The organism is Roseibium sp. ROS1 (assembly GCF_054658215.1).
Map to the genome: position 1 here is coordinate 40008 of NZ_BAAGIG010000008.1, position 19257 is coordinate 59264.

Annotated in this window: 18 protein-coding genes; 12 read left to right on the forward strand and 6 right to left on the reverse strand. The window is 60.7% G+C overall.

The features are described 5' to 3' along the window. Positions 1-8: 8 nt before the first annotated feature. Positions 9-2384: a YbcC family protein gene (locus ACYQ6M_RS29105; RefSeq protein WP_460077343.1), complete on the forward strand. Its 2376-nt coding sequence runs from the start codon at positions 9-11 to the stop codon at positions 2382-2384. A 55-nt stretch (positions 2385-2439) separates the two neighbouring features. Here ACYQ6M_RS29105 and ACYQ6M_RS29110 read toward each other — a convergent pair whose 3' ends face one another. The 3 genes from ACYQ6M_RS29110 to ACYQ6M_RS29120 all read right to left on the reverse strand — a co-directional run bounded on the left by ACYQ6M_RS29110 (position 2440) and on the right by ACYQ6M_RS29120 (position 4232). Then, complete coding sequence (locus tag ACYQ6M_RS29110; protein WP_055661546.1) at positions 2440-3123, reverse strand: helix-turn-helix transcriptional regulator; 684 nt, start codon at positions 3121-3123, stop codon at positions 2440-2442. Between the two features lie 65 nt (positions 3124-3188). Then, entirely contained in the window at positions 3189-3584 is a 396-nt protein-coding gene (locus ACYQ6M_RS29115) for a RidA family protein (protein WP_460077345.1), read from the reverse strand. A 216-nt stretch (positions 3585-3800) separates the two neighbouring features. Beyond that, a complete protein-coding gene (locus tag ACYQ6M_RS29120) occupies positions 3801-4232 on the reverse strand; it encodes a nuclear transport factor 2 family protein (RefSeq protein WP_460077347.1) in 432 nt (143 codons plus the stop codon). 171 nt (positions 4233-4403) lie between these two features. Between ACYQ6M_RS29120 and ACYQ6M_RS29125 the strand changes: the two genes are divergently transcribed. The 11 genes from ACYQ6M_RS29125 to ACYQ6M_RS29175 all read left to right on the forward strand — a co-directional run bounded on the left by ACYQ6M_RS29125 (position 4404) and on the right by ACYQ6M_RS29175 (position 15033). Next, entirely contained in the window at positions 4404-4913 is a 510-nt protein-coding gene (locus ACYQ6M_RS29125; RefSeq protein ID WP_051990203.1) for an RNA polymerase sigma factor, read from the forward strand. Next, positions 4910-5674 (forward strand): anti-sigma factor family protein, encoded by a 765-nt coding sequence (locus ACYQ6M_RS29130; RefSeq protein WP_460077349.1) that lies wholly within the window; start codon positions 4910-4912, stop codon positions 5672-5674. Before ACYQ6M_RS29125 ends, ACYQ6M_RS29130 begins: the two co-directional genes overlap by 4 nt. 154 nt (positions 5675-5828) lie before the next feature. Next, the gene (locus ACYQ6M_RS29135) at positions 5829-6626 is read left to right on the forward strand and encodes a substrate-binding domain-containing protein (protein ID WP_460077351.1); all 798 of its coding nucleotides are present in this window, start codon (positions 5829-5831) and stop codon (positions 6624-6626) included. A 187-nt stretch (positions 6627-6813) separates the two neighbouring features. After that, positions 6814-7911, forward strand: coding sequence for a LacI family DNA-binding transcriptional regulator (locus tag ACYQ6M_RS29140; protein WP_460077353.1), 1098 nt, complete (start codon positions 6814-6816; stop codon positions 7909-7911). A gap of 384 nt (positions 7912-8295) precedes the next feature. Next, positions 8296-9363, forward strand: a complete 1068-nt coding sequence (locus tag ACYQ6M_RS29145; RefSeq protein WP_370198791.1) for an ABC transporter substrate-binding protein — start codon at positions 8296-8298, stop codon at positions 9361-9363. A gap of 95 nt (positions 9364-9458) precedes the next feature. Next, positions 9459-10265, forward strand: coding sequence for an ATP-binding cassette domain-containing protein (locus ACYQ6M_RS29150; protein ID WP_055661540.1), 807 nt, complete (start codon positions 9459-9461; stop codon positions 10263-10265). A gap of 14 nt (positions 10266-10279) precedes the next feature. Next, positions 10280-11527, forward strand: a complete 1248-nt coding sequence (locus tag ACYQ6M_RS29155; RefSeq protein WP_075283601.1) for a sugar ABC transporter permease — start codon at positions 10280-10282, stop codon at positions 11525-11527. A 27-nt stretch (positions 11528-11554) separates the two neighbouring features. After that, entirely contained in the window at positions 11555-12283 is a 729-nt protein-coding gene (locus ACYQ6M_RS29160) for an SDR family oxidoreductase (RefSeq protein ID WP_023000112.1), read from the forward strand. Between the two features lie 3 nt (positions 12284-12286). Further along, the gene (locus ACYQ6M_RS29165) at positions 12287-13903 is read left to right on the forward strand and encodes an FGGY-family carbohydrate kinase (RefSeq protein WP_460077356.1); all 1617 of its coding nucleotides are present in this window, start codon (positions 12287-12289) and stop codon (positions 13901-13903) included. Between the two features lie 32 nt (positions 13904-13935). Further along, positions 13936-14589 (forward strand): fructose-6-phosphate aldolase, encoded by a 654-nt coding sequence (gene fsa, locus ACYQ6M_RS29170; RefSeq protein ID WP_460077358.1) that lies wholly within the window; start codon positions 13936-13938, stop codon positions 14587-14589. Between the two features lie 150 nt (positions 14590-14739). Then, on the forward strand, positions 14740-15033 hold the full coding sequence (locus tag ACYQ6M_RS29175; RefSeq protein WP_460077359.1) for a hypothetical protein: 294 nt from the start codon (positions 14740-14742) through the stop codon (positions 15031-15033). Positions 15034-15060: 27 nt separating this feature from the next. Here the strand turns inward: ACYQ6M_RS29175 and ACYQ6M_RS29180 are convergent, their stop codons facing one another. From ACYQ6M_RS29180 to ACYQ6M_RS29190, 3 genes are all read right to left on the reverse strand, one after another. After that, complete coding sequence (locus tag ACYQ6M_RS29180; protein WP_023000108.1) at positions 15061-15744, reverse strand: hypothetical protein; 684 nt, start codon at positions 15742-15744, stop codon at positions 15061-15063. Positions 15745-16062: 318 nt separating this feature from the next. Then, on the reverse strand, positions 16063-17574 hold the full coding sequence (locus ACYQ6M_RS29185; RefSeq protein ID WP_208993449.1) for a caspase family protein: 1512 nt from the start codon (positions 17572-17574) through the stop codon (positions 16063-16065). Positions 17575-17898: 324 nt separating this feature from the next. Beyond that, positions 17899-19239, reverse strand: a complete 1341-nt coding sequence (locus ACYQ6M_RS29190; RefSeq protein ID WP_296599075.1) for an HlyD family type I secretion periplasmic adaptor subunit — start codon at positions 19237-19239, stop codon at positions 17899-17901. Positions 19240-19257 lie beyond the last annotated feature (18 nt).

Sequence of the window (19257 nt, forward strand, 5' to 3'; positions counted from 1 at the left end):
CATTTCAGATGTTTATCAAGCACACCCAATTCAGCTCGCTCCGGGTTTCGGGCATCCTCGAAGCAGGCACGTCAGCCATACGGGCCATCCCGCCCGCCTTTCCGCTGGATGCAACAGTTGCCGTCAATCCCTTCCTCGGCCAGGTTGGAGAAGGCCTCGCGGAAGCATCCGCGCGCCTTGCCAGAACGAGCGGCATCAGCTTGACCCGGCCCAGAAGCAGCTACGGCGCCGAGATCGCCTGTGGCCGCATCTTGGATGAAGACCTGACGGCCGCCCTTGAGGCAAGCAACGCCGGCAACAAGCCGGCGGATGTCGCGCAGCTCAAGGCATTCGCCCAAATGGATGGACCGGCACCGGCAGCCGTACCAACCATTGCCGAACTCGCAGCTTCTGTATCCGGCATTGACTGGCCGTCGGTTATCGAAAAAACCGTTGGTCTGTGGGCCGCCGGTTACTTCGACCGCGGCCAGGCGCTTTGGTCTCCAGCCCCGGGCGACGGCGCTTATGCTGCCTGGCGGTCCTGGGCGAGCCGTGACCTGACACCCGAAATTGCCGGACTGACGGGCTTCTGCTCCCATGTAACCACGTCTCCGGACACTTCCGAACAGGCAATCCTGCGGGTAACCGACCGGCTGGGCATCAGCGTTCCGGCTGCCGAAACCCTGTTTCACCGGCTGCTGATGGACCTGGGAGGCTGGGCGCAACATGCACGCTGGCTGCTGTGGCGTGCAGAACAGGACGGCACGACGGACGGCACGCTCGGCGACCTGCTGGCCGTCCGGTTGATCTGGGAAGAGGCGCTTTTCAACCGCTTCCCGGCTGTCGCCGACCAATGGCAGGCCACGCTTCAGCTTCATGCCGCACCTCTTGTTCCGGATCGGGACCAGGTTATCGATGCCATTTTGCAGGACGCGGCAGAGCGGGCATACCAGCGGTCTCTCGGCCAACAGCTGAAGGCACCGACAAAATACACCGGCGAGCGCCCTGCCCTTCAGGCGGCGTTTTGCATCGACGTGCGCTCGGAAATCTTCCGGCGGGCGCTGGAAAACCAGAGCCCATCGATCGAAACACTCGGGTTTGCCGGTTTCTTCGGTCTTCCCGCTGCTCACAGGGACCACGGCTCCGATGTTGAAGAAAATCACCTGCCGGTCTTGCTGAAACCGTCCATGACCTCAACTTGCCACGGTTCTCCCGGTGAGGAAAAGACGGCACGCATCGGTGCGCGGGCCATACGGGCACTGGACAGGTTTCGCCAGGCCGCTGTCTCGTCCTTCGCCTATGTGGAAGCTGCCGGCCCACTGTATGTGACCAAGCTGGTGAAGGATTCTCTCGGCCGCCCCACAAGAAAGGTCTCGACGAGTGCCACCCCCAGGCTCGACCCGGCGCTTGATGCCGAGACGAAATCAGCGACCGCCGCTGCGATCCTGAAGGCCATGAGCCTCACGAACAATCATGCGCAGGTGGTTCTGCTTGTTGGCCACGGAGCCAATGTGAAAAACAATCCGCATGAAAGCGCTTATCATTGCGGCGCATGCGGTGGTCATTCAGGTGAGGTTTCAGCGCGGTTGCTTGCAAGCTTGCTGAACGATGCCGAAACCCGCTCCGGCCTTGCCGCTCACGGTATCGACCTTCCTGACGACACCCGGTTTGTCGCGGCGCTCCACGACACGACAACGGACGAGATCACCCTGTTCGACAAGGACCAATCCGGCCCGGTGGATGAATTCGAACTTCTGCAAAAATGGTTGAAACGGGCGGGAGCCGAGGCACGGGCCGAGCGCGCCTTGCGCTTGCCGGGCACGGCTGCCTCCATTGCTGCCAGAGCATTCAACTGGGCCGAAATCAGGCCGGAGTGGGGACTTGCAGACTGTGCCGCGTTCATCGCTGCCCCCAGGCATCTGACATCGAAGGCCAATCTGGAAGGCCGGGCCTTCCTTCACAGCTACGACTGGCAGACGGACGAGGACTTCAAGACGCTTGAACTCATCCTCACCGCCCCGGTGGTCGTGGCGAGCTGGATCAGCCTTCAATACTATGGCTCTTCAGTCGCGCCGGATGTCTTCGGTGGCGGCAACAAACTCATCCACAACGTGGTTGGCGGCATTGGCGTCGTGGAAGGCAACGGCGGGCGCCTGCGGCCCGGCCTACCTGCACAGGCACTGCATGATGGCGAGAAAGGGATGCATACCCCTCTCCGGTTGTCGGTTCTGATCGAAGCCCCCGAAGAGGCAATATCTGCCATTCTGGATGCGCACCCGGATGTTCGGAACCTTTTCGAAAACGGCTGGCTGCATCTGTTCACGCTTCGGAACGGACGTATGGCCGCGCGCTACCAGCCGAACGGTTCCTGGGCAGAGGAAGAGATGACCAGCCTGGCAGCCTGAACCTGAAAAGGCAGGTCCAGTGGCCGGTGGTCGCTGGACCGGTACGGAGCTCCGGCTATCCCTCTTCCTCGCAAGGCTCGGTTGCCAGGAAAGCACGCAGTCCTCTTGTCTCGTCGTCCTCGAAAACCGTGCTTGTGACACTCAGTTTTACGACACGGTCGAAACGGAAGGTGCGGAAGGCCTGCCGCATTTCACACCACGCACTGAACATCCACCCGTCTGTCATGTTCCAGATGACAAGCGGGCGGACGCTGCGCTCCGTGGGTTTTCCATCGGCATCCTCGTAACAAATATCGACAACGAGCTGCATCCGGATGGCCTCGCGGATCAGACTGACGGTCGGTGGGGCGCTGTTCTTGATCTGCAGGCTGAAATACGGCGCGTCGGCCAGCTTGCGTTTATCGGGATCCGGCATGCCGGCCTGGATCATGGCACGCACTTCATGTGCCGCCGATGCCAGCGCCGGGTCGCCGGTGCGTTCCACAAAGGAAAGGCCGATCGCCAGCGCATCGACCTGATCATGGGTAAACGTCATGTTGGGCAGATCGAAGCCCGGACGCAGCAGATAGCCGATACCGGCCTCCCCTTCGATGGGAAGGCCGGACGCCTGAAGGTGGGCGATGTCACGGTAAATCGTGCTGAGGCTGACTTCGAACCGTTCGGCAAGTTCTGCGCCCCGGATTACGTCGCGGGTCCGCATCTCGTTGATGATCCGAAACAGTCTTTCCGCGCGTCGCATTCCGTTTCCTCACGCTCCAGAAAACCGGATGCAGCCGCTTCGAAGCTGCTTTCAGGTGTCGGGCCTCAGTCGGCAGCGGTCGCTTCGATCTCGAACATGAGCGGAGGAAGCGCAAGCCGGCTCACGCCAAGTAGTGTCATTGGCGGCGCAGCGTCAAGACGGCCGAACCGCGCTCCCAGGACGTCGAAATTCATCAGGGCCTCGTCCACATCCGTTGTGTAGACCTTGACCTGAATGACGTTGGCCAGGGTCATCCGCGCTTCGGCCAGTACGGCTTCCAGGTTGTTCAGCGAAAGCTCGATCTGACCGCGCATATCCGCGGCATGCTGAGGATTTCCCTCCCCGTCGACAGCGGTCTGTCCGGCGCAGATCAACTGCCTGCCCATGCCTTCAACAATTTCGGCCTGATTGTAGCCAAGCCTGAGCGACCAAAGCCAGGGATTGACGGGTGTTCTGTTCATGGGGCGTCCTTTCGATCTTCCAAAACAAGAGAACGCCTATCAATCACAGGCCTCCTGTCACCGTGGTGAGAGGAGTGATCGTACCTAGGCCAGATTTTGCAGAACCTTGGCCTTGCCCTGCGCAAAAAGACATCCTGCGTTCTTGCAAACGCAGGATGCTTGCGCGCCGGTTTCCCCTGCCATGCAAGCGGGAACAGCAGGCAGGGAAATGCCGGCTTACTTCGCGAGCTTGGGGTCGATCTGCCAGACTTCGCTTGCCAGTTTGCCGCTCCGATAGGTCAGGACGTAGCGGACCGGGATCGTGTTCTTGCCGGAAAAGCGCACATTGGCGGTCACCGTCACGCCAGCTGGATTTGCGTTTTCCTGAACATTCGAGACATCGACCTTCAGCTTGCCCTGCGCGCCTGTGAACTTGGTCCAGACCGTGCCTATGTCTGCAGCACCGGTATAGGCTCCATCCAACGGGCCACCGACCCATTCCAGCACGGCCTTGTCGGAATAGGACGCCTTGAGGGCATCGACCTTGCCGGTTGCGATGTTGTTGAAATGGGTACGTGCCAGGTCTTCACCCGGCCCGGCCAGGGCTGCGGATGCAAACAGAACCGTACCTGCGAAGGCAGTAGCGGCAAATTGACTGATCGGCTTCATTTCAGATCTCCATTCGTTCACTGTTCCAGATGCGATCGGCCGCATCCGGTGCTGTCCACGCAGGTGGTGGTGTTTTCCTTCCCGAAGGAGCCAAAATATCTTTTTCACCGGCGACGGAATAATTCGCGCAGAACAGGCGTTGGTGTCAGTAGTGTCCACGAGGAAGAGCTCTTGCCCGACAAAACCCAAAACCTGCTCAGGGAGACTCCGGCGCTGCATCGCTACGCGGTAACGCTGACCTGCGACCAGGCGGAAGCGGAAGACCTTGTGCAGGACTGCCTGGAACGGGCCTTGCGCAAATGGAGCCTTCGCCGGTCGTCTGTACCACTGCGGCCGTGGCTCTTCCGCATGATGCGCAATCTTCACGTCAGCCGCTGGCGGCGCTTGCGGCGCCATTCGAACCATATCGACCTGGACGATCTGGAAAACCAGCTTCAGGCGCCCGCCTCGCAGCAGGACAGCGCCGAGCTCAAACATCTGCTGAACCGCATGCTGGCCTTGCCCGAAGACCAGCGCGAAGCACTGTTCCTGGTCGGCGTGGAAGGCTTTACCTATGCAGAAGCCGCCGCAATCCTGAACGTTGCCGAAGGAACCATCATGTCGCGCATCAGCCGCGCCCGTGCCAGACTGAGAGAAGACCCCCGCGCCTCCGAGCGTCCCCATCTAAGGAGCGTGACATGATTTCCCAGACGGAGCCTCCAATCCGGGAGGAAGACCTCGTTCGATACGTCGACGACGAGCTGCCTGCGGACCGCAGACGCGAGGTCGAAACCTATCTCAGGGACAATCCGGAAGCTGCCGCCCGGGTTGAGGCGGACCGCCGGATCTCGGCAAACCTGAAGTCAGCCTATTCCCGCGTCACTGCAGAACCTCCCGGCCTGACCGCGCCTTCAGGGGGCAGATGGCTGCCGCGCGCCGGCATGGCCGCCTCCATCGCTGCGGCCCTGCTGGTTGGCGTCTTTGCCGGTTGGTCCCTGAAACCGGATGCAAGCCTGCCGGCGTATCAGCCCTTCCTGACCGATGCCCTGACGGCTCACCGAACATTCACCGTTGAGGTTGCCCATCCGGTCGAGGTGGCAGCCAGCGACCAGCGGCATCTGGCAACCTGGCTCGGCAATCGGCTGAACCATCCGTTCCGCATTCCCGATCTGCGGGTTGCCGGACTGACGCTGATGGGCGGACGCCTGCTGCCCAGCGGGGCGGATCCGGCAGCACAGCTCATGTATGACGATGCGGACGGCAACCGGGTGACCGTCTATCTGCGCCGCGGGGTCGACGGTGAACCGAAATTCCAGTTCGCGGAATCCGGCACTGAACAGGCGTTTTTCTGGAGCGACACCGGGTTCACCTACGCGGTGACTGGCGACATGCCGCGCTCACAGCTTTTGAACCTTGCCCACCTGATCCAGACCCAGCTCGACCCGGCGCAACAATCGAACTGAAAGTCGCCAGATCATTCTGAAAGAGACCTCGCGCTTTCGTGACCCAGCTCTTGGGAAGACCAGGCAGCCGGCCAGCGTAGTCAGGTGCGGGGGCGGTGCAAGACCGCCTCCGGCGCGCATGCGTCACAAGCCAACAGAATTCAGGAATTCCGATATGAAAACCTCCCTTAGTGCTCTCGCGCTGCTGGTTTGCGCCGGCCCTGCACTCGCCCAGGAAAGCACACTCGCCGATCCATCCATCGAACACCGCCCCGCCGACGGAGTTGTCAGGCTTTATGGTGCGGGCGGCCCGCACACGGCGTTCCAGAAAGTTGCAAAGGCCTTTGAAGAAAAAACCGGCAACAAGGTCGAAATCACGGCCGGCCCGGAAACCACCTGGTCCGCAAAAGCCCAGGCGGATGCCGATATCCTCTGGGGCACATCCGAACAATCGATGACGGCGTTTCTGGAAACCTATGGCAATTTTGACTCTTCCCAGGTTCAGCCGATCTACATCCGGCCCGCCATCATCGCCGTGCGCGCAGACAATCCGAAAAAGATCGAGGGCTTTGAAGACCTGCTCAAGGACGGGATCAAGATCGTCGTGACCGAGGGTGCCGGTGTCGCCAACACATCCGGCACAGGTGTCTGGGAAGACATCGCCGGAAGGACCGGAAATCTCGGTGACGTGTCGGCGTTCAGATCGAACATCGTCGCGTTTGAAAAAGGCTCCGGTGCCAGTTTCCGGACCTTCAAGGACCTTGAGGCCGATGCCTGGATCACCTGGCCGAACTGGCCTATCAACAACCCGGACGTTCTGTCCCTTGTCGAACTGGACGAAAACCGTCGCATCTGGCGCGATGTCAACGTCGTGCTTTCCCCCGACGCCGACCCGCAAGCCAAGGCTTTTCTGGACTTCCTCCAGACCCCGGAAGCCGCGGTCCTGATGAAAACCGAGGGTTGGAAGCGCTAACACCGCGCTTTCGCCTTTTGCCAAGCCCCCTCCGCGCCCATGCCTCCCAGGGCGCGCAGAGGGGGGACGCAACGCCATTCCGAAACGCGCTGAGCCTACCTTTCCCATTTTTCCGCTTGCCAACCTCAAACCGCACTGTTAAACGTTTAACTGTAAAACGTTTAACAGCGTTGGGAGGCGCTGGCAGATGTCCCGGAAAAAACCGTCCATCAAGGAAGTCGCCGCTCTTGCGGGCGTGTCGATCGCGACGGTGTCGAACGTCTTTTCCGGGCGCAAACCGGTCAACGACGAGCTGAAGGAGAGCGTGCACACGGCTGCGCGCGAACTCGGTTACCAGCTCGACCGGGCCGCTTCCCAGCTGCGCTCGGGCCGAACCCGTATCATCGCGGTAATCGTCCCCGACCTCACCGACACCTTTTTTGCCACCATCGTCTCCAGACTGGAAACCGCCGCATCAGCGGAAGGTTACGACGTGATCGTCGCCAGCTCACACAACGACCGCGCGGTTGAATCCTCACGTCTGAAGGCGTTGCTCGCATGGCGGCCGGAAGGGCTGATTGCCGTGCCCTGCTCAAGCACCATGCCGCCGGAACTGAAGGAAGCAAGATCCACCTTGCCGATGGTTCTGGTTGACCGTGTTGCTGCAGAAGGGGCAATTGCCGATACGGTGACCATCGACAACCGCGAGGCAGGCGAGATTGCCGCAAGGCATCTGCTGGAGCGTGGCCACCAGAACATTGCAATCGGCGTTTCCGACCTGGATCACCCTCCGATTCTGGAAAGAACGGAAGGGGCTGCCGCCATCATCGAGGCGCAAACCGGCAAACGGCCGACCATTCTCAATCTGGGTTCCGATATCACCGCAGGCACCAGGACGCTCCTGGACTGGATGGAACGCAATCCCCTGCCGGAAGCAATCATCGCGCTTACCAACGTCACGACACTCAGCGTGTTGTCGGCCCTCGCCGAACACCGGATCGACATCCCGAGCCGCGCGTCTGTCGTCGCGTTTGACGACTATGCCTGGATGTCCGCCCGCAACACCGGACTGACGGCCATCCGACAGCCGGTCGACAAAATCGCGGAAACCGCCTGGCGCCGGCTGCTGCAGCGGATCGAGGGTGACAGCAAGGCACCCGTTACACCGACAGTGCTGAACGCGAGCCTGATCGTCCGTGCCTCGGTGCGCGATCTCGAAGCAGGCGAAGACATGCATTCGCAAACACACACCCCGGCACCGAGGGACAGCGCCTCGGCGGAAGGGCAGGAAAAGAAGATCCACTGATGCCATCCGCCACAACAGGGCACGATGGCAGACAGGCGGCAAAGACCGCACGGACACATGGGAGGAAGAGGAGGAAAATCGGACTTCAGGATCAACGGACACTCAAACGCTATCGGTCCCGTTGATCCGGACGAGAAACGCGCGGAGTGCGGTGAGCAACCCCGCGCGTCGGCAAGATCGTCCTGAAATACCCACTAACCGAAGCGGCAGGTAGATCCTCTCATCCGCCGGAACCCGTAAAGACGCTCCGTGCCGTTGCACCGGCTAAGGCGTCAGGGTTTCTGCGCGGACTCGATCATGCTCGGCCAAGATTAGCAGTGGTCTTTCAGGAAACCAACCGGTCTTGAGCGCACCCGAGGACGGGGCCGACGGACCGTTTTATTGATGGAGGAAACTGAAATGAACCCGATGAACAAGAAACTTGCCGGCGCGGCCATCGTTGCCGCCGCCCTGCTGCAGGGAACCGCTGTCCAGGCTGCATCCGGCACCGTCGCATTCCTGATGCCAGACCAGGCATCAACCCGCTACGAGGAACATGATTTCCCGGGCTTCAAGGCGGAAATGGAGAAGCTTTGCCCGGATTGCACCGTCATCTACCAGAACGCGGATGCAGACGTGGCGCGCCAGCAGCAGCAGTTCAACTCCGTTCTGACACAGGGCGCCAAGGTGATCGTGCTTGATCCGGTGGATTCCAGCGCGGCCGCCTCGCTCGTCGCCCTTGCCCAGAGCCAGGGCGTGAAAGTGATCGCCTACGATCGCCCGATCCCGGACAAGACCGCCGACTACTATGTCTCCTTCGACAATGAAGGCATCGGCAAGGCAATCGCCGAGTCCCTGGTGCGCCATCTGGAAGAACAGGGCATCTCACCGGAGGCAGGCGGCCTGTTGCAGATCAACGGCTCGCCCACCGATGCCGCTGCCGGCCTGATCAAGGACGGTATTCATGCAGGTATCGCCACCGGCAAGTACGAGACGCTGGCCGAATTCGACACGCCGGACTGGGCACCGCCCAAAGCCCAGGAATGGGCCAGCGGCCAGATCACCCGCTTCGGCGATCAGATCGTCGGCATCGTAGCGGCCAATGACGGCACCGGCGGCGGCGCCATTGCCGCCCTGAAGGCTGCCGGCGTCGACCCGCTTCCGCCTGTAACCGGCAACGATGCCACCATCGCGGCCCTGCAGCTGATCATCGCCGGCGACCAGTACAACACGATCTCCAAGCCTTCTGAAATCGTTGCCGCGGCGGCTGCCAAGGTTGCCGTGCAGTTCCTGAACGGGGAAACGCCAGAAGCCAAGACAACGCTCTACGAAACACCTTCCGAGCTGTTCGTTCCGGCCGTGGTCACGCGCGAGAACCTGAAGGAAGAGATCATCGATATGGGCATCCAGACGGCTGAGGAACTGTGCACGGGCCGCTATGCCGAAGGCTGCAAGGAACTCGGCATCCAATAACTCCTCCTCCCAAGCAGGCCGCCCGACCCCAAGGGTCGACACCCGGAAGGCCGGGCGGCCATCCAGAGGACCCAGAAAACCATGAGCCGGACAAGATGACCGCCACTTCTCCCCAATCCGCCACGGATCGGCAGCCGATCCTGAGCCTCAAGGGCATTTCGAAGAACTTCGGCGCGGTGTCGGCATTGACCGATATCGAGCTGGACGTCCATCCAGGTGAAGTCGTTGCCCTTGTCGGTGACAACGGCGCCGGAAAATCGACCCTCATCAAGGTGCTCTCCGGCGTCCACGCGCCGACTTCCGGCACCATTCACTTCGAAGGCAAGCCGGTGACGATGCACGGGCCGAGCGACGCCCTGCACCTTGGCATCGCAACCGTGTTCCAGGATCTAGCCCTGTGCGAGAACCTCGACGTCGTTGCCAACATCTTCCTGGGCCAGGAACGCAGTCCCTGGCATCTGGATGAAGTGGCCATGGAAGTCCGCTCCTGGGAGCTGCTTAACGAGCTGGCGGCCCGCATTCCAAGCGTGCGCGAACCGATCGCCTCGCTGTCCGGCGGCCAGCGCCAGACCGTCGCCATTGCCCGGTCCCTGCTGCTCAACCCGAAGATCATCATGCTGGACGAGCCAACCGCCGCCCTTGGCGTTGCCCAGACGGCGGAAGTGCTCAACCTGGTGGAGCGGGTCCGCGACAAGGGCCTCGGCGTCATCATGATTTCCCACAACATGGAAGACGTGCGCGCGGTCGCAGACCGCATCGTGGTGCTGCGGCTTGGCCGCAACAACGGTGTGTTCTCGCCGCAATCGTCCAACGAGGAACTGGTCGGAGCCATTACCGGCGCAACCGACAATGCCGTCACCCGCCGCGCCAGCAAACGTGCGGCCGCAGGCGCCACGGCATAAACAAGGAAACCACCATGAACGGCTCCGCTCCCGAACCCCGGCTGCTCGACCGCAGCGATACGCGCGTCAAGCATGCCAGCAGCCTGACCGACGTCATCAGCGCCTTCATCGATCGTGTGAAGGCAGGCGACCTCGGCTCCCTGCCCGTCATCGTCGGCCTCATCGTCATCTGGACGGTCTTCACCATTCTCAATCCGCTGTTCGTTACGCCGAACAACCTTGTGAACCTCTTGTTCGACTGCTCGACAGTCGGCGTCATCGCGCTCGGCATCGTCTGCGTGCTGATGCTCGGCGAGATCGACCTGTCCGTCGGCTCCATGAGCGGTGTCGGCTCGGCCCTGATCGGCGTACTCTGGGTCAACCAGGGTGTTCCCCTGCCACTGGCGATCCTGGCGGCGCTCAGCACCGGCGCGGTCATCGGCTCGGTCTATGCATTGCTGCGCACTCAGCTTGGCATGCCCAGCTTCGTCTCGACCCTCGCCGGTCTGCTGGCGCTTCTCGGCCTGCAGCTCTACATGCTCGGCTCCACCGGCTCCATCAACCTGCCCTACGGCTCCTGGATGGTGAACTTCGGCCAGCTTCTGATGATGCCGGCCTGGGCCTCTCACGCAGTCGCACTGTTGCCTGGCGTCGCCATTCTCGTGATGGGAATTCGCAACCGGCGCCAGCGCCAGGCAGCCAATCTCTCCGTTGGCTCTGTTGGCGGGCTAGTGTTCAAGGCCCTGTTCACCACCATCGCCTTCGAAGCCGCCGTCTTCTATCTGAACCTCGGTCGCGGCGTGCCCTGGATGTTCGGCCTCTTCGCCCTGCTCGTCGTTGTCATGAACTATGTCTTCACACGCACCCAGTGGGGGCGGTCCGTGAAGGCAGTCGGCGGCAACGCGGAGGCTGCGCGCAGAGCCGGCATCAATGTCACCTTCACCTACCTCACGTCCTTTGCGCTGTGCTCGCTGCTGGCGGCCCTCGGAGGTGTTCTGTCTTCCGCACGGCTTGCCTCCGCCAGTCAGCAGGCGGGCACCGGTGACGTCAACCTCAACGCTATCGCAGCCGCCGTTATCGGTGGAACCAGCCTGTTCGGCGGACGCGGGTCGGCATGGTCGGCGCTGCTCGGCATCATCGTCATCCAGTCAATCTCCAACGGGCTGACGCTTTTGAACATGTCGTCCTCGCTCCGCTACATGATCACCGGCTGCGTGCTCGCCATCGCCGTCATCGTCGACAGTCTCGCCCGCCAGAGCCGCGTCTCTCACGGCCGCGCCTGACCGGATTTCAATTCAAGGATTTCGAACATGACCGATGAACTCAAAGGCAAGGTCGCGGCCATTACCGGTGCCGCGTCCGGGATCGGCCTGGAATGCGCCAGGAGCCTGCTTGCAGCCGGCTGCCGGGTGGTCCTGATCGACCGAGCCGAAGACAGACTGAACGCGATCTGCCAGGAGCTCGGGCCGGACGCCATTCCACTGGTGGTCGACCTCATGGACGGGCCCGCTGTCGATGGCATGCTGGACCGGATCGTGGAAAAGACCGGACACCTCGACATCTTCCACGCCAATGCAGGAGCCTATGTCGGCGGCAGCGTCGTCGACGGCGACCCGGACCAGTGGGACAAGGTGCTCAATCTCAACATCAATGCCGCGTTCCGCTCCATTCGCGCCGTGTTGCCGCATATGGTGGAACGCAAGACCGGCGATATCATCGTCACCAGTTCCATCGCCGGCCTTGTGCCGGTCGTCTGGGAGCCGATCTATACCGCCTCGAAATTTGCCGTGCAGGCCTTCGTTCACACGGTACGGCGCCAGGTCGCCGAACACGGGGTGCGCGTCGGAGCGGTCGCGCCGGGACCTGTGGTTACAGCCCTTCTCGATGACTGGCCCAAGGCAAAGATGGATGAAGCCCTTGCCAACGGCAGCCTGATGCAGCCCCGGGAAGTCGCTGATGCCGTGCTGTTCATGCTCAGCCGCCCGCGCGGCGTCACCATCAGGGACCTTGTCATTCTGCCGCAAAGTGTGGACCTTTGAGGCATGAGCAAATTTCTGATTGGTATTGATGTCGGCACAGGCAGTGCCAGGGCTGGTCTGTTCGACCAGTCCGGCAATCTGGTTGCATCGGCAAAACGTGACATCGCCCTCTTCCACCGGGGGCCAAACCTTTACGAACAATCTTCCAACGACATCTGGCAAGCCGTGGCCGCCACCGTACGCGAAGCGGTTGGCACGGCCGGGATCGATCCGGGCGATGTGGCCGGGATCGGCATGGACGCCACCTGTTCGCTGGTGGTCATCGGCCCGCAAGGCAGCCCGCTGCCGGTAGGCGATACGGACCATCCGGAGCGCAACATAATCGTCTGGATGGATCACCGCGCCCTTGACCAGGCCGAACGCATCAACGCCGGTGGCCACGACGTGCTGCGCTATGTCGGCAGCCAGATTTCACCAGAAATGGAAACTCCGAAGCTGCTCTGGCTGAAAGAGAACCGGCCAGAGATCTTCGGCAAAGCCGAGCATTTTTTCGACCTGACCGATTTCCTGACATGGCGGGCAACCGGCAGCCTTGCACGGTCCATCTGCACGGTTACCTGCAAATGGACCTACCTTGGTCATGAACGCCGCTGGGACGCCGATTATTTCCAGTCCATCGGTCTTGCCGAACTCTGCGCGAATGATTTTGACCGCATCGGCACCACCATTGTCGATGCGGGAACGGCTCTGGGCAACGGACTGACGGCAGAAGCGGCGGCAGACCTTGGTCTTCGTGAAGGGACACCCGTTGCTGCCGGGCTGATCGATGCTCATGCGGGCGGCGTCGGCACGGTCGGCTGGCAGGATCAGACAGAGGCGGGATCGGCGACAAGCCGGATGGCCTATGTCTTCGGCACCTCTGCCTGCACCATGACCTCGACAACAGAACCGGCCTTCGTGCCAGGCGTCTGGGGACCTTATTTCTCCGCGATGGTTCCAGGCCTCTGGCTGAACGAGGCGGGCCAGTCGGCGGCAGGTGCCGCCATCGACCATCTGGTCCGTTTCCACCCGGCCTCCACTGACGCCCTCAAGCAGGCAAGGGAAGCAGGTCTCGGCCTCAACCAGTGGCTTGCTGCTGAAGCCGAGCGGCTTGCACCGGAGGGGACAGACATATCAAGGCTGGCAGACGGTCTGCATGTGGTCCCTGAATTTCTCGGCAACCGTGCGCCATTTGCCGATCCGGAAGCCAAGGCCGTCATTGCGGGCCTCGATATGGACACATCCGTCGCCGCTCTCGTCAGGCTCTATGTCGCGGGCATCTGCGGTCTCGGATACGGCCTCAGACAGATTGTCGAGGCGCAGACCGCAAAGGGCATCCGGACGGACACCATCGTCGTCAGTGGCGGTGCAGGCCAGAGCCCTTTGGTGCGCCAGCTTCTGGCGGATGCCACGGGCCTCGTGATCGCCGCTCCCAAAACCGCGGAACCGGTCCTTCTCGGCTCGGCCATGCTCGGCGCTGTCGCTGGTGGCCTGCAAAAGGACATTCCGGCCGCCATGGCCGCCATGTCGGCAGCCGGCGAAACCTATGCACCCGGCGGCGCTGAGGCCACATCCTACCACAACAAGCGGTACGAAGCTTTCGAGCTGCTCCAGCAGGCCGCCCGCAAGATCCGCGGATAACGCTGCCCGCCATTCCAAACGGAAAGAGAGACATGAAGTTTTTTGTCGACACGGCGGATGTCAGCGACATCCGCGACCTCACAGAACTCGGCCTTATCGATGGTGTTACCACCAACCCGTCCCTGATCCTGAAGTCCGGCCGGGACATCACCGAAGTGACCCGCGAGATCTGCTCCATTGTCGAAGGTCCTGTTTCGGCCGAAGTCACGGCGACCGAGTTCGAGGCAATGGTGCGGGAAGGCAAGACCCTTGCAAGGATCGCCCCCAACATCTGCATCAAGCTGCCGCTGACGCTGGATGGTCTCAGAGCCTGCCGTGCACTGACTGCCGAAGGGTTCAAGACCAACGTCACCTTGTGCTTTTCCGCCAATCAGGCACTGCTGGCCGCCAAGGCCGGAGCAACCTTCATTTCCCCGTTCATTGGCCGACTGGACGATATGGTCATGGACGGAATGGAGCTGATCCGCGAGATCCGGCAGATCTACGACAATTACGGCTTTGACACCGAAATTCTTGCCGCCTCCATCCGAACGGTCAATCACGTCAAGGAAGCCGCGTTGATCGGCGCCGATGTGGCAACCGTGCCGCCGGCAACGATCAAGGCGCTGGTCAAGCACCCGTTGACCGACAAGGGACTGGAGCAGTTCCTTGCGGATTGGGCAAAGACCGGCCAGACCATCACCTGATCGACTGATCGACTGATCGACTGATCGACTAAGAAGTACGTCCAGACAACTTGCCGGTTCCACCCATGGGCGGAGCCGGTCAATCCGCTTGAATTGAACCCGATGACGGTTCGGGCGTTTCCAATGGAGAGACATCCATTGGAGGATAGTATGCGCCCGCACGAAAATGTCCGGACGATTGCAGCCCTTGCCACCGCACTGACCCTTGTGTGCGGCACCGCTCTTGCAGACAACAAGAGCGACGACTGCAAGGTTGAGCCCGGCGCAAAGTCGCAAGACAGGGTTCCCACCGAGACTGAAGAAACTGCCAGCCTCTCGGACTGCGACGGTGTTTTGACGCCAGCTCCGGTCGGAGACCGCGAGCTTGTCGAACCTGCCCCCGATGTCGGTGAAACGCCGGTCATCACTCCGGAGGAGATCCCGGATCAGCAGCCGGCGGACTGAGGCGACCGCCAGCCAGGTCGATGATACTTAAGACCGAAGCAAACGCTTGGTGGACCCGACAGCGGTTGCGATCTGGGAATAATGCGTCTTGCGCTTTTCCGAGTTTCCGGCAGAACGCAGCAGCTTGGTGACGCTCTCGTCGATGGCTTCCGATGCTTCACGGCGAGCCTGCTCGAGATTGGCCGTGGAAACGGCCCGGTAGGTACGCTGACCCACGGCCGCGCGCGGAGCGCTCCGGTCCTGGTATTTTGAGACAATGCCATCGAGCTTGCGGGAAAGGCTCCGCAATTCCCGCGCCGCGTCGCGATAGTTTGGCCGGTTTTCAATTGTCGAGGCAGCGCGCCCCAGAACATTCCTCAAACAGTCGAAGCGGTATTCGGGCCGGATGGAATTGCGGCACTCGTTGCTGCCGTTCTGGATTATCCAGATGACACCGCGGGTGACCCTTTCGTCGAGATCATAGGATGCGCTCAGCTTCGGGTCGCGTTCCTGCCGATCGACATCATAGGAAGGGCCAGACGGCTCGCTGCTCATGGAAGAGCTGTACTGGGCAAGCAGAAGCTCCTCCAGAACCGAACCCAATGGATCTGCCGGCGCAAGCGACTGGCCACCCGGCACGGCGACCGCATAAGCAGGCACACTGGCAGCCGTCACGACTTGTCCGGCGAGCACGGCAACGGCCACACCTGCGCAAAACCTGTTTCCAAACATGACTTCCTCCAATCAACTATTCAAACACATCGAACAAATCACCAGAGACAACTGATCGAACCGGGCAGCAATCACGATTGGCGCGACACCTGCTATCGGAAAAGCAGCAAAAATCTGCAATATGACTTAGAAAAACGTCTGCACTGTCTACATTAAAATCAGGGATTGATATTTCCCGAAACGTTTCTTTTGATTGTTCTTTTTCAATTTTAACCCCTTGGAATAAAAGAACAAGTCAAAAATTACCTTGCGTCATGCAACACGCAACAAAGGCTTGGGAAGGCGGAAATCGATCTCAGCCGGAAAACGCTTTGGCCCCTATTCGGAAAGCCCGTAAGCTTTGCGTAGACCTCTCTGGGTCTGCGGGCCGAACTGGCCGTCGATGGTCCCGGTATAGAAAGAGCGTTCTGAAAGTTTTCGTTGAAGGGAGCGCCGTGTCGTGGCCTTGAACATCTTCGGGTTTTCCGAGAGCTGGCTCAAAACTTCCTCGTTGCCGGATCTCAAGGCGCGATAAAGATATTCTGCCGCATCGTCCGGTTCCTTGCCATCGACCACGCCGTCATCGATCAGGGCTGCGTAATTGAACATTGCTTCCGGGTGCCGCTGATCGGCAGCCTTTCCGAACAGCTCGATTGCCTTTTTCGGATCACGCGCGATCCCCAGGCCGCCCTGATAATAAAGGAACCCGAGATCGTTGATGGCATCCGCAAAGCCCTCGTCTGCGGACTTGCGAAACAGTTCCAATGCCTTTTCGACATCCTGTTCGACGCCAATGCCGCGCTCATACATGCGGGCAAGCTCGAACATGGCTTCAGGATCACCCGCTTCCGATGCAGTTTCCAGAAATGCTGCCGCGCGGGAGGGATCGTAGCGGTCCTCGCTCGGGTTGAGGCGCATGTAGGCAAGGCCTTTCAGCGCCCTGCTGTCGCCCTCCCTTGCTGCCACCTGCAACTGCTCTTCCTGGCTGACTTCAAGGCGCCCCCAGGCGTTAAGACGGTCTGCCGCCGCAAGCACGTTGACCTCCTGGCTGCCGCCCGCAAGGAAGTAGGGTTTGCCGGACAGTGAGCCGTAAGTGTGCGGCTCCTGCGCGTTGGCAGTGGCTTTCAGCACGGAATCGCGCACCTGCCGGAAGGCAAGGCCTATTTCCAGATCCCTGATCTTCAAGGTCTGGGCCAGTGCCGATGCAAACGGACTGTTTTCACCTGCCCCATCCAGTGCAACGGCTCCTGCTTCGGCGGCGTAGGCCACCAGCGTGCCGCGTTCGGGAGAAGGTGCTGCCAGCCCGCGGCCGTAAGCCCCCTGATTTACGGTGAGCGTTTCCTGCCCGCCCACATCGGCAAACGGGTCGTTCCGGCAGGAATCCAGGATCACGATCCTGAGCTGCCGGGCCTTGTCGACCGCTTCCAGAATGTCATCGAGAGAAATCGAGGTATCGGCAACCTGCTGCCGGCTGCCGGCCTTGGCGTCGGAGGGCACCAGGAAATTGCGTCCGCCGACTTCGATCCCGTGTCCGGCAAAATAGACGAGAGCCACATCCGCCGTTTCTGCCTCGAAGGCGAAACGGTCCAGAAGTTCGCGGAACTCCGCAAGCCCGATGTTGAAATGCTCGGACACTTCGAAATTCAGCTCGTTCAAGGTGTCTGAAATCAGCTTGCCGTCATTGGTGGTGTTGCTCAGATCGGGAGCGTTCTCATAGCCCGCAATGCCGACCACAAGCGCCATGCGCCGTTCCGCGAACGGGTCCGTCGCCGCGTGAGCTGACAGGCCTGCCAGCACCAGAAACACCACAACAGACCAGACAGCCAATCCGTTGATTTTAAAAGTCTTCAACAGCAGTTCGACCCGGTTTCGCATTTGGCGCAATCACATGAAAACCCTGTTTCCGGCTTGGTACAAGTCCTGGAAACACCGCTTTCATAATTGGCGGATTACCTTGCGAAAACAACCCCTCTTTTCGCAGCGTCACCTGACTGCAACTGTCCCACTTCAACCGGTACAATCCCAAAAAAGCGGCCGGTCCGCGACTAACGAACCGGCCAAGGCGGACATTGCCTGAAGACCACATCAGACAATCCGGGTTGATCAGCCACCTTGCGCAGTCCCGCAAATCTTGCGCTGAAAAGCGGCCGTCGACCGAAAAATGCGTCCAGTTGCCTACTCCTCCCGGAAGGCACGTGACATGCTGTCGACGATCGGCTTGGTCAGATACTGCATGAAGGTTCGCTCGGCCGTCTGGATCATGATTTCCGCGGGCATGCCCGGGGTCGGAACGAAGTTCAGCACCCTTGTCAGTTCGCCCGGCGAGATATCGATGCGAGTGACGTAAACCTCACGCATGATGCCCGTACTGTTGTCGGTGATTGCATCTGCGGACACATATTGCACTTCGCCTTCCAGCACCGGAGTGGTGCGTTGATTGAGGGCGGACAGGCGAACAGTGGCCTGCTGGCCGATATGGACGCTGTCGATATCGGTTCGCGAAATCAGTGCCTCGATGATCAGCGGTGCGTCGGACGGCAGAATCTCGACAATCGTCTTGCCGCTTTCGATAACCCCGCCGGCTGTGTGGTAGTGCATGCGTACGATGGTGCCCGAAACCGGTGCCTGAATGACGGCACGTTCAAGAACGTTGCGCGCCTTGCGGGACTGCTCTCTTGCCGCATCCAGCTCGGCCTCGATCGATTGCAGGTCATCAAGCACCTTCTCGTTATAGGCAGCCCGTGTCTGCTTGACCTGTTCCTGGTGTTGCAGGACCTGGGCATTGGCCTCCTGCATGGACGATGCCAGCCTCCCGATCTGCCCTTCCGCTTCTGCGATCGCTCTTTCCAGTGCATTCAGGGTCGGCTTCAGCAGAAGGCCTTTGTCGAAGAGAAGTTTCTTGCCCGTGTGTTCTTCCTGCAGGATCGCAAGCTGCCTGATCATGGCATCATGCTGTTCACGGTAGCCGTCGCGGCGGTGCTGAAGGGATTCGATCGTGCTCTCCAGAATCCTGATATCACTCGTCAGCTTGGCCTGGGATCCAATGAAACTCAGCTTCTGGCCGGCGATTATGGTGGCAATTTCCTCATCGTCTTTCAGGTCCAGCAATGTTTGCGGGAATTCCACCTCCTTCAGCCAGAGATATTCGGCGCGCAGACGGGCGTTGATCGCTTCCAGCCGCGCCAGCTTGAGTCCCAGTTGTCGCTCGTTTGCGGATGCAACGGTTTCGTCGAGACGAACAATCGGATCGCCTTTTTGAACGCGCTCGCCCTCCTGCACCAGGATCTCCTTCACGATCCCGCCTTCGTAGTGCTGAATCTGCTTGTTCTGTCCGGTTGCGACAAAGGTTCCGCTTGAAATTACGGCGGCAGCCAACGGCGCGGTAAAGGACCAGGCGGCAAAGCCTCCTATGAAGAAGACCAGCATGAAAACGCCGATCAGCGTGTGCCAGAAAATCGACCTCGGCACTGCCGAATACCAGTCCATCGGTTCGTGATGTGTCAGAGCGTTGCTCATCTTTTCCCCCTGGCTTGA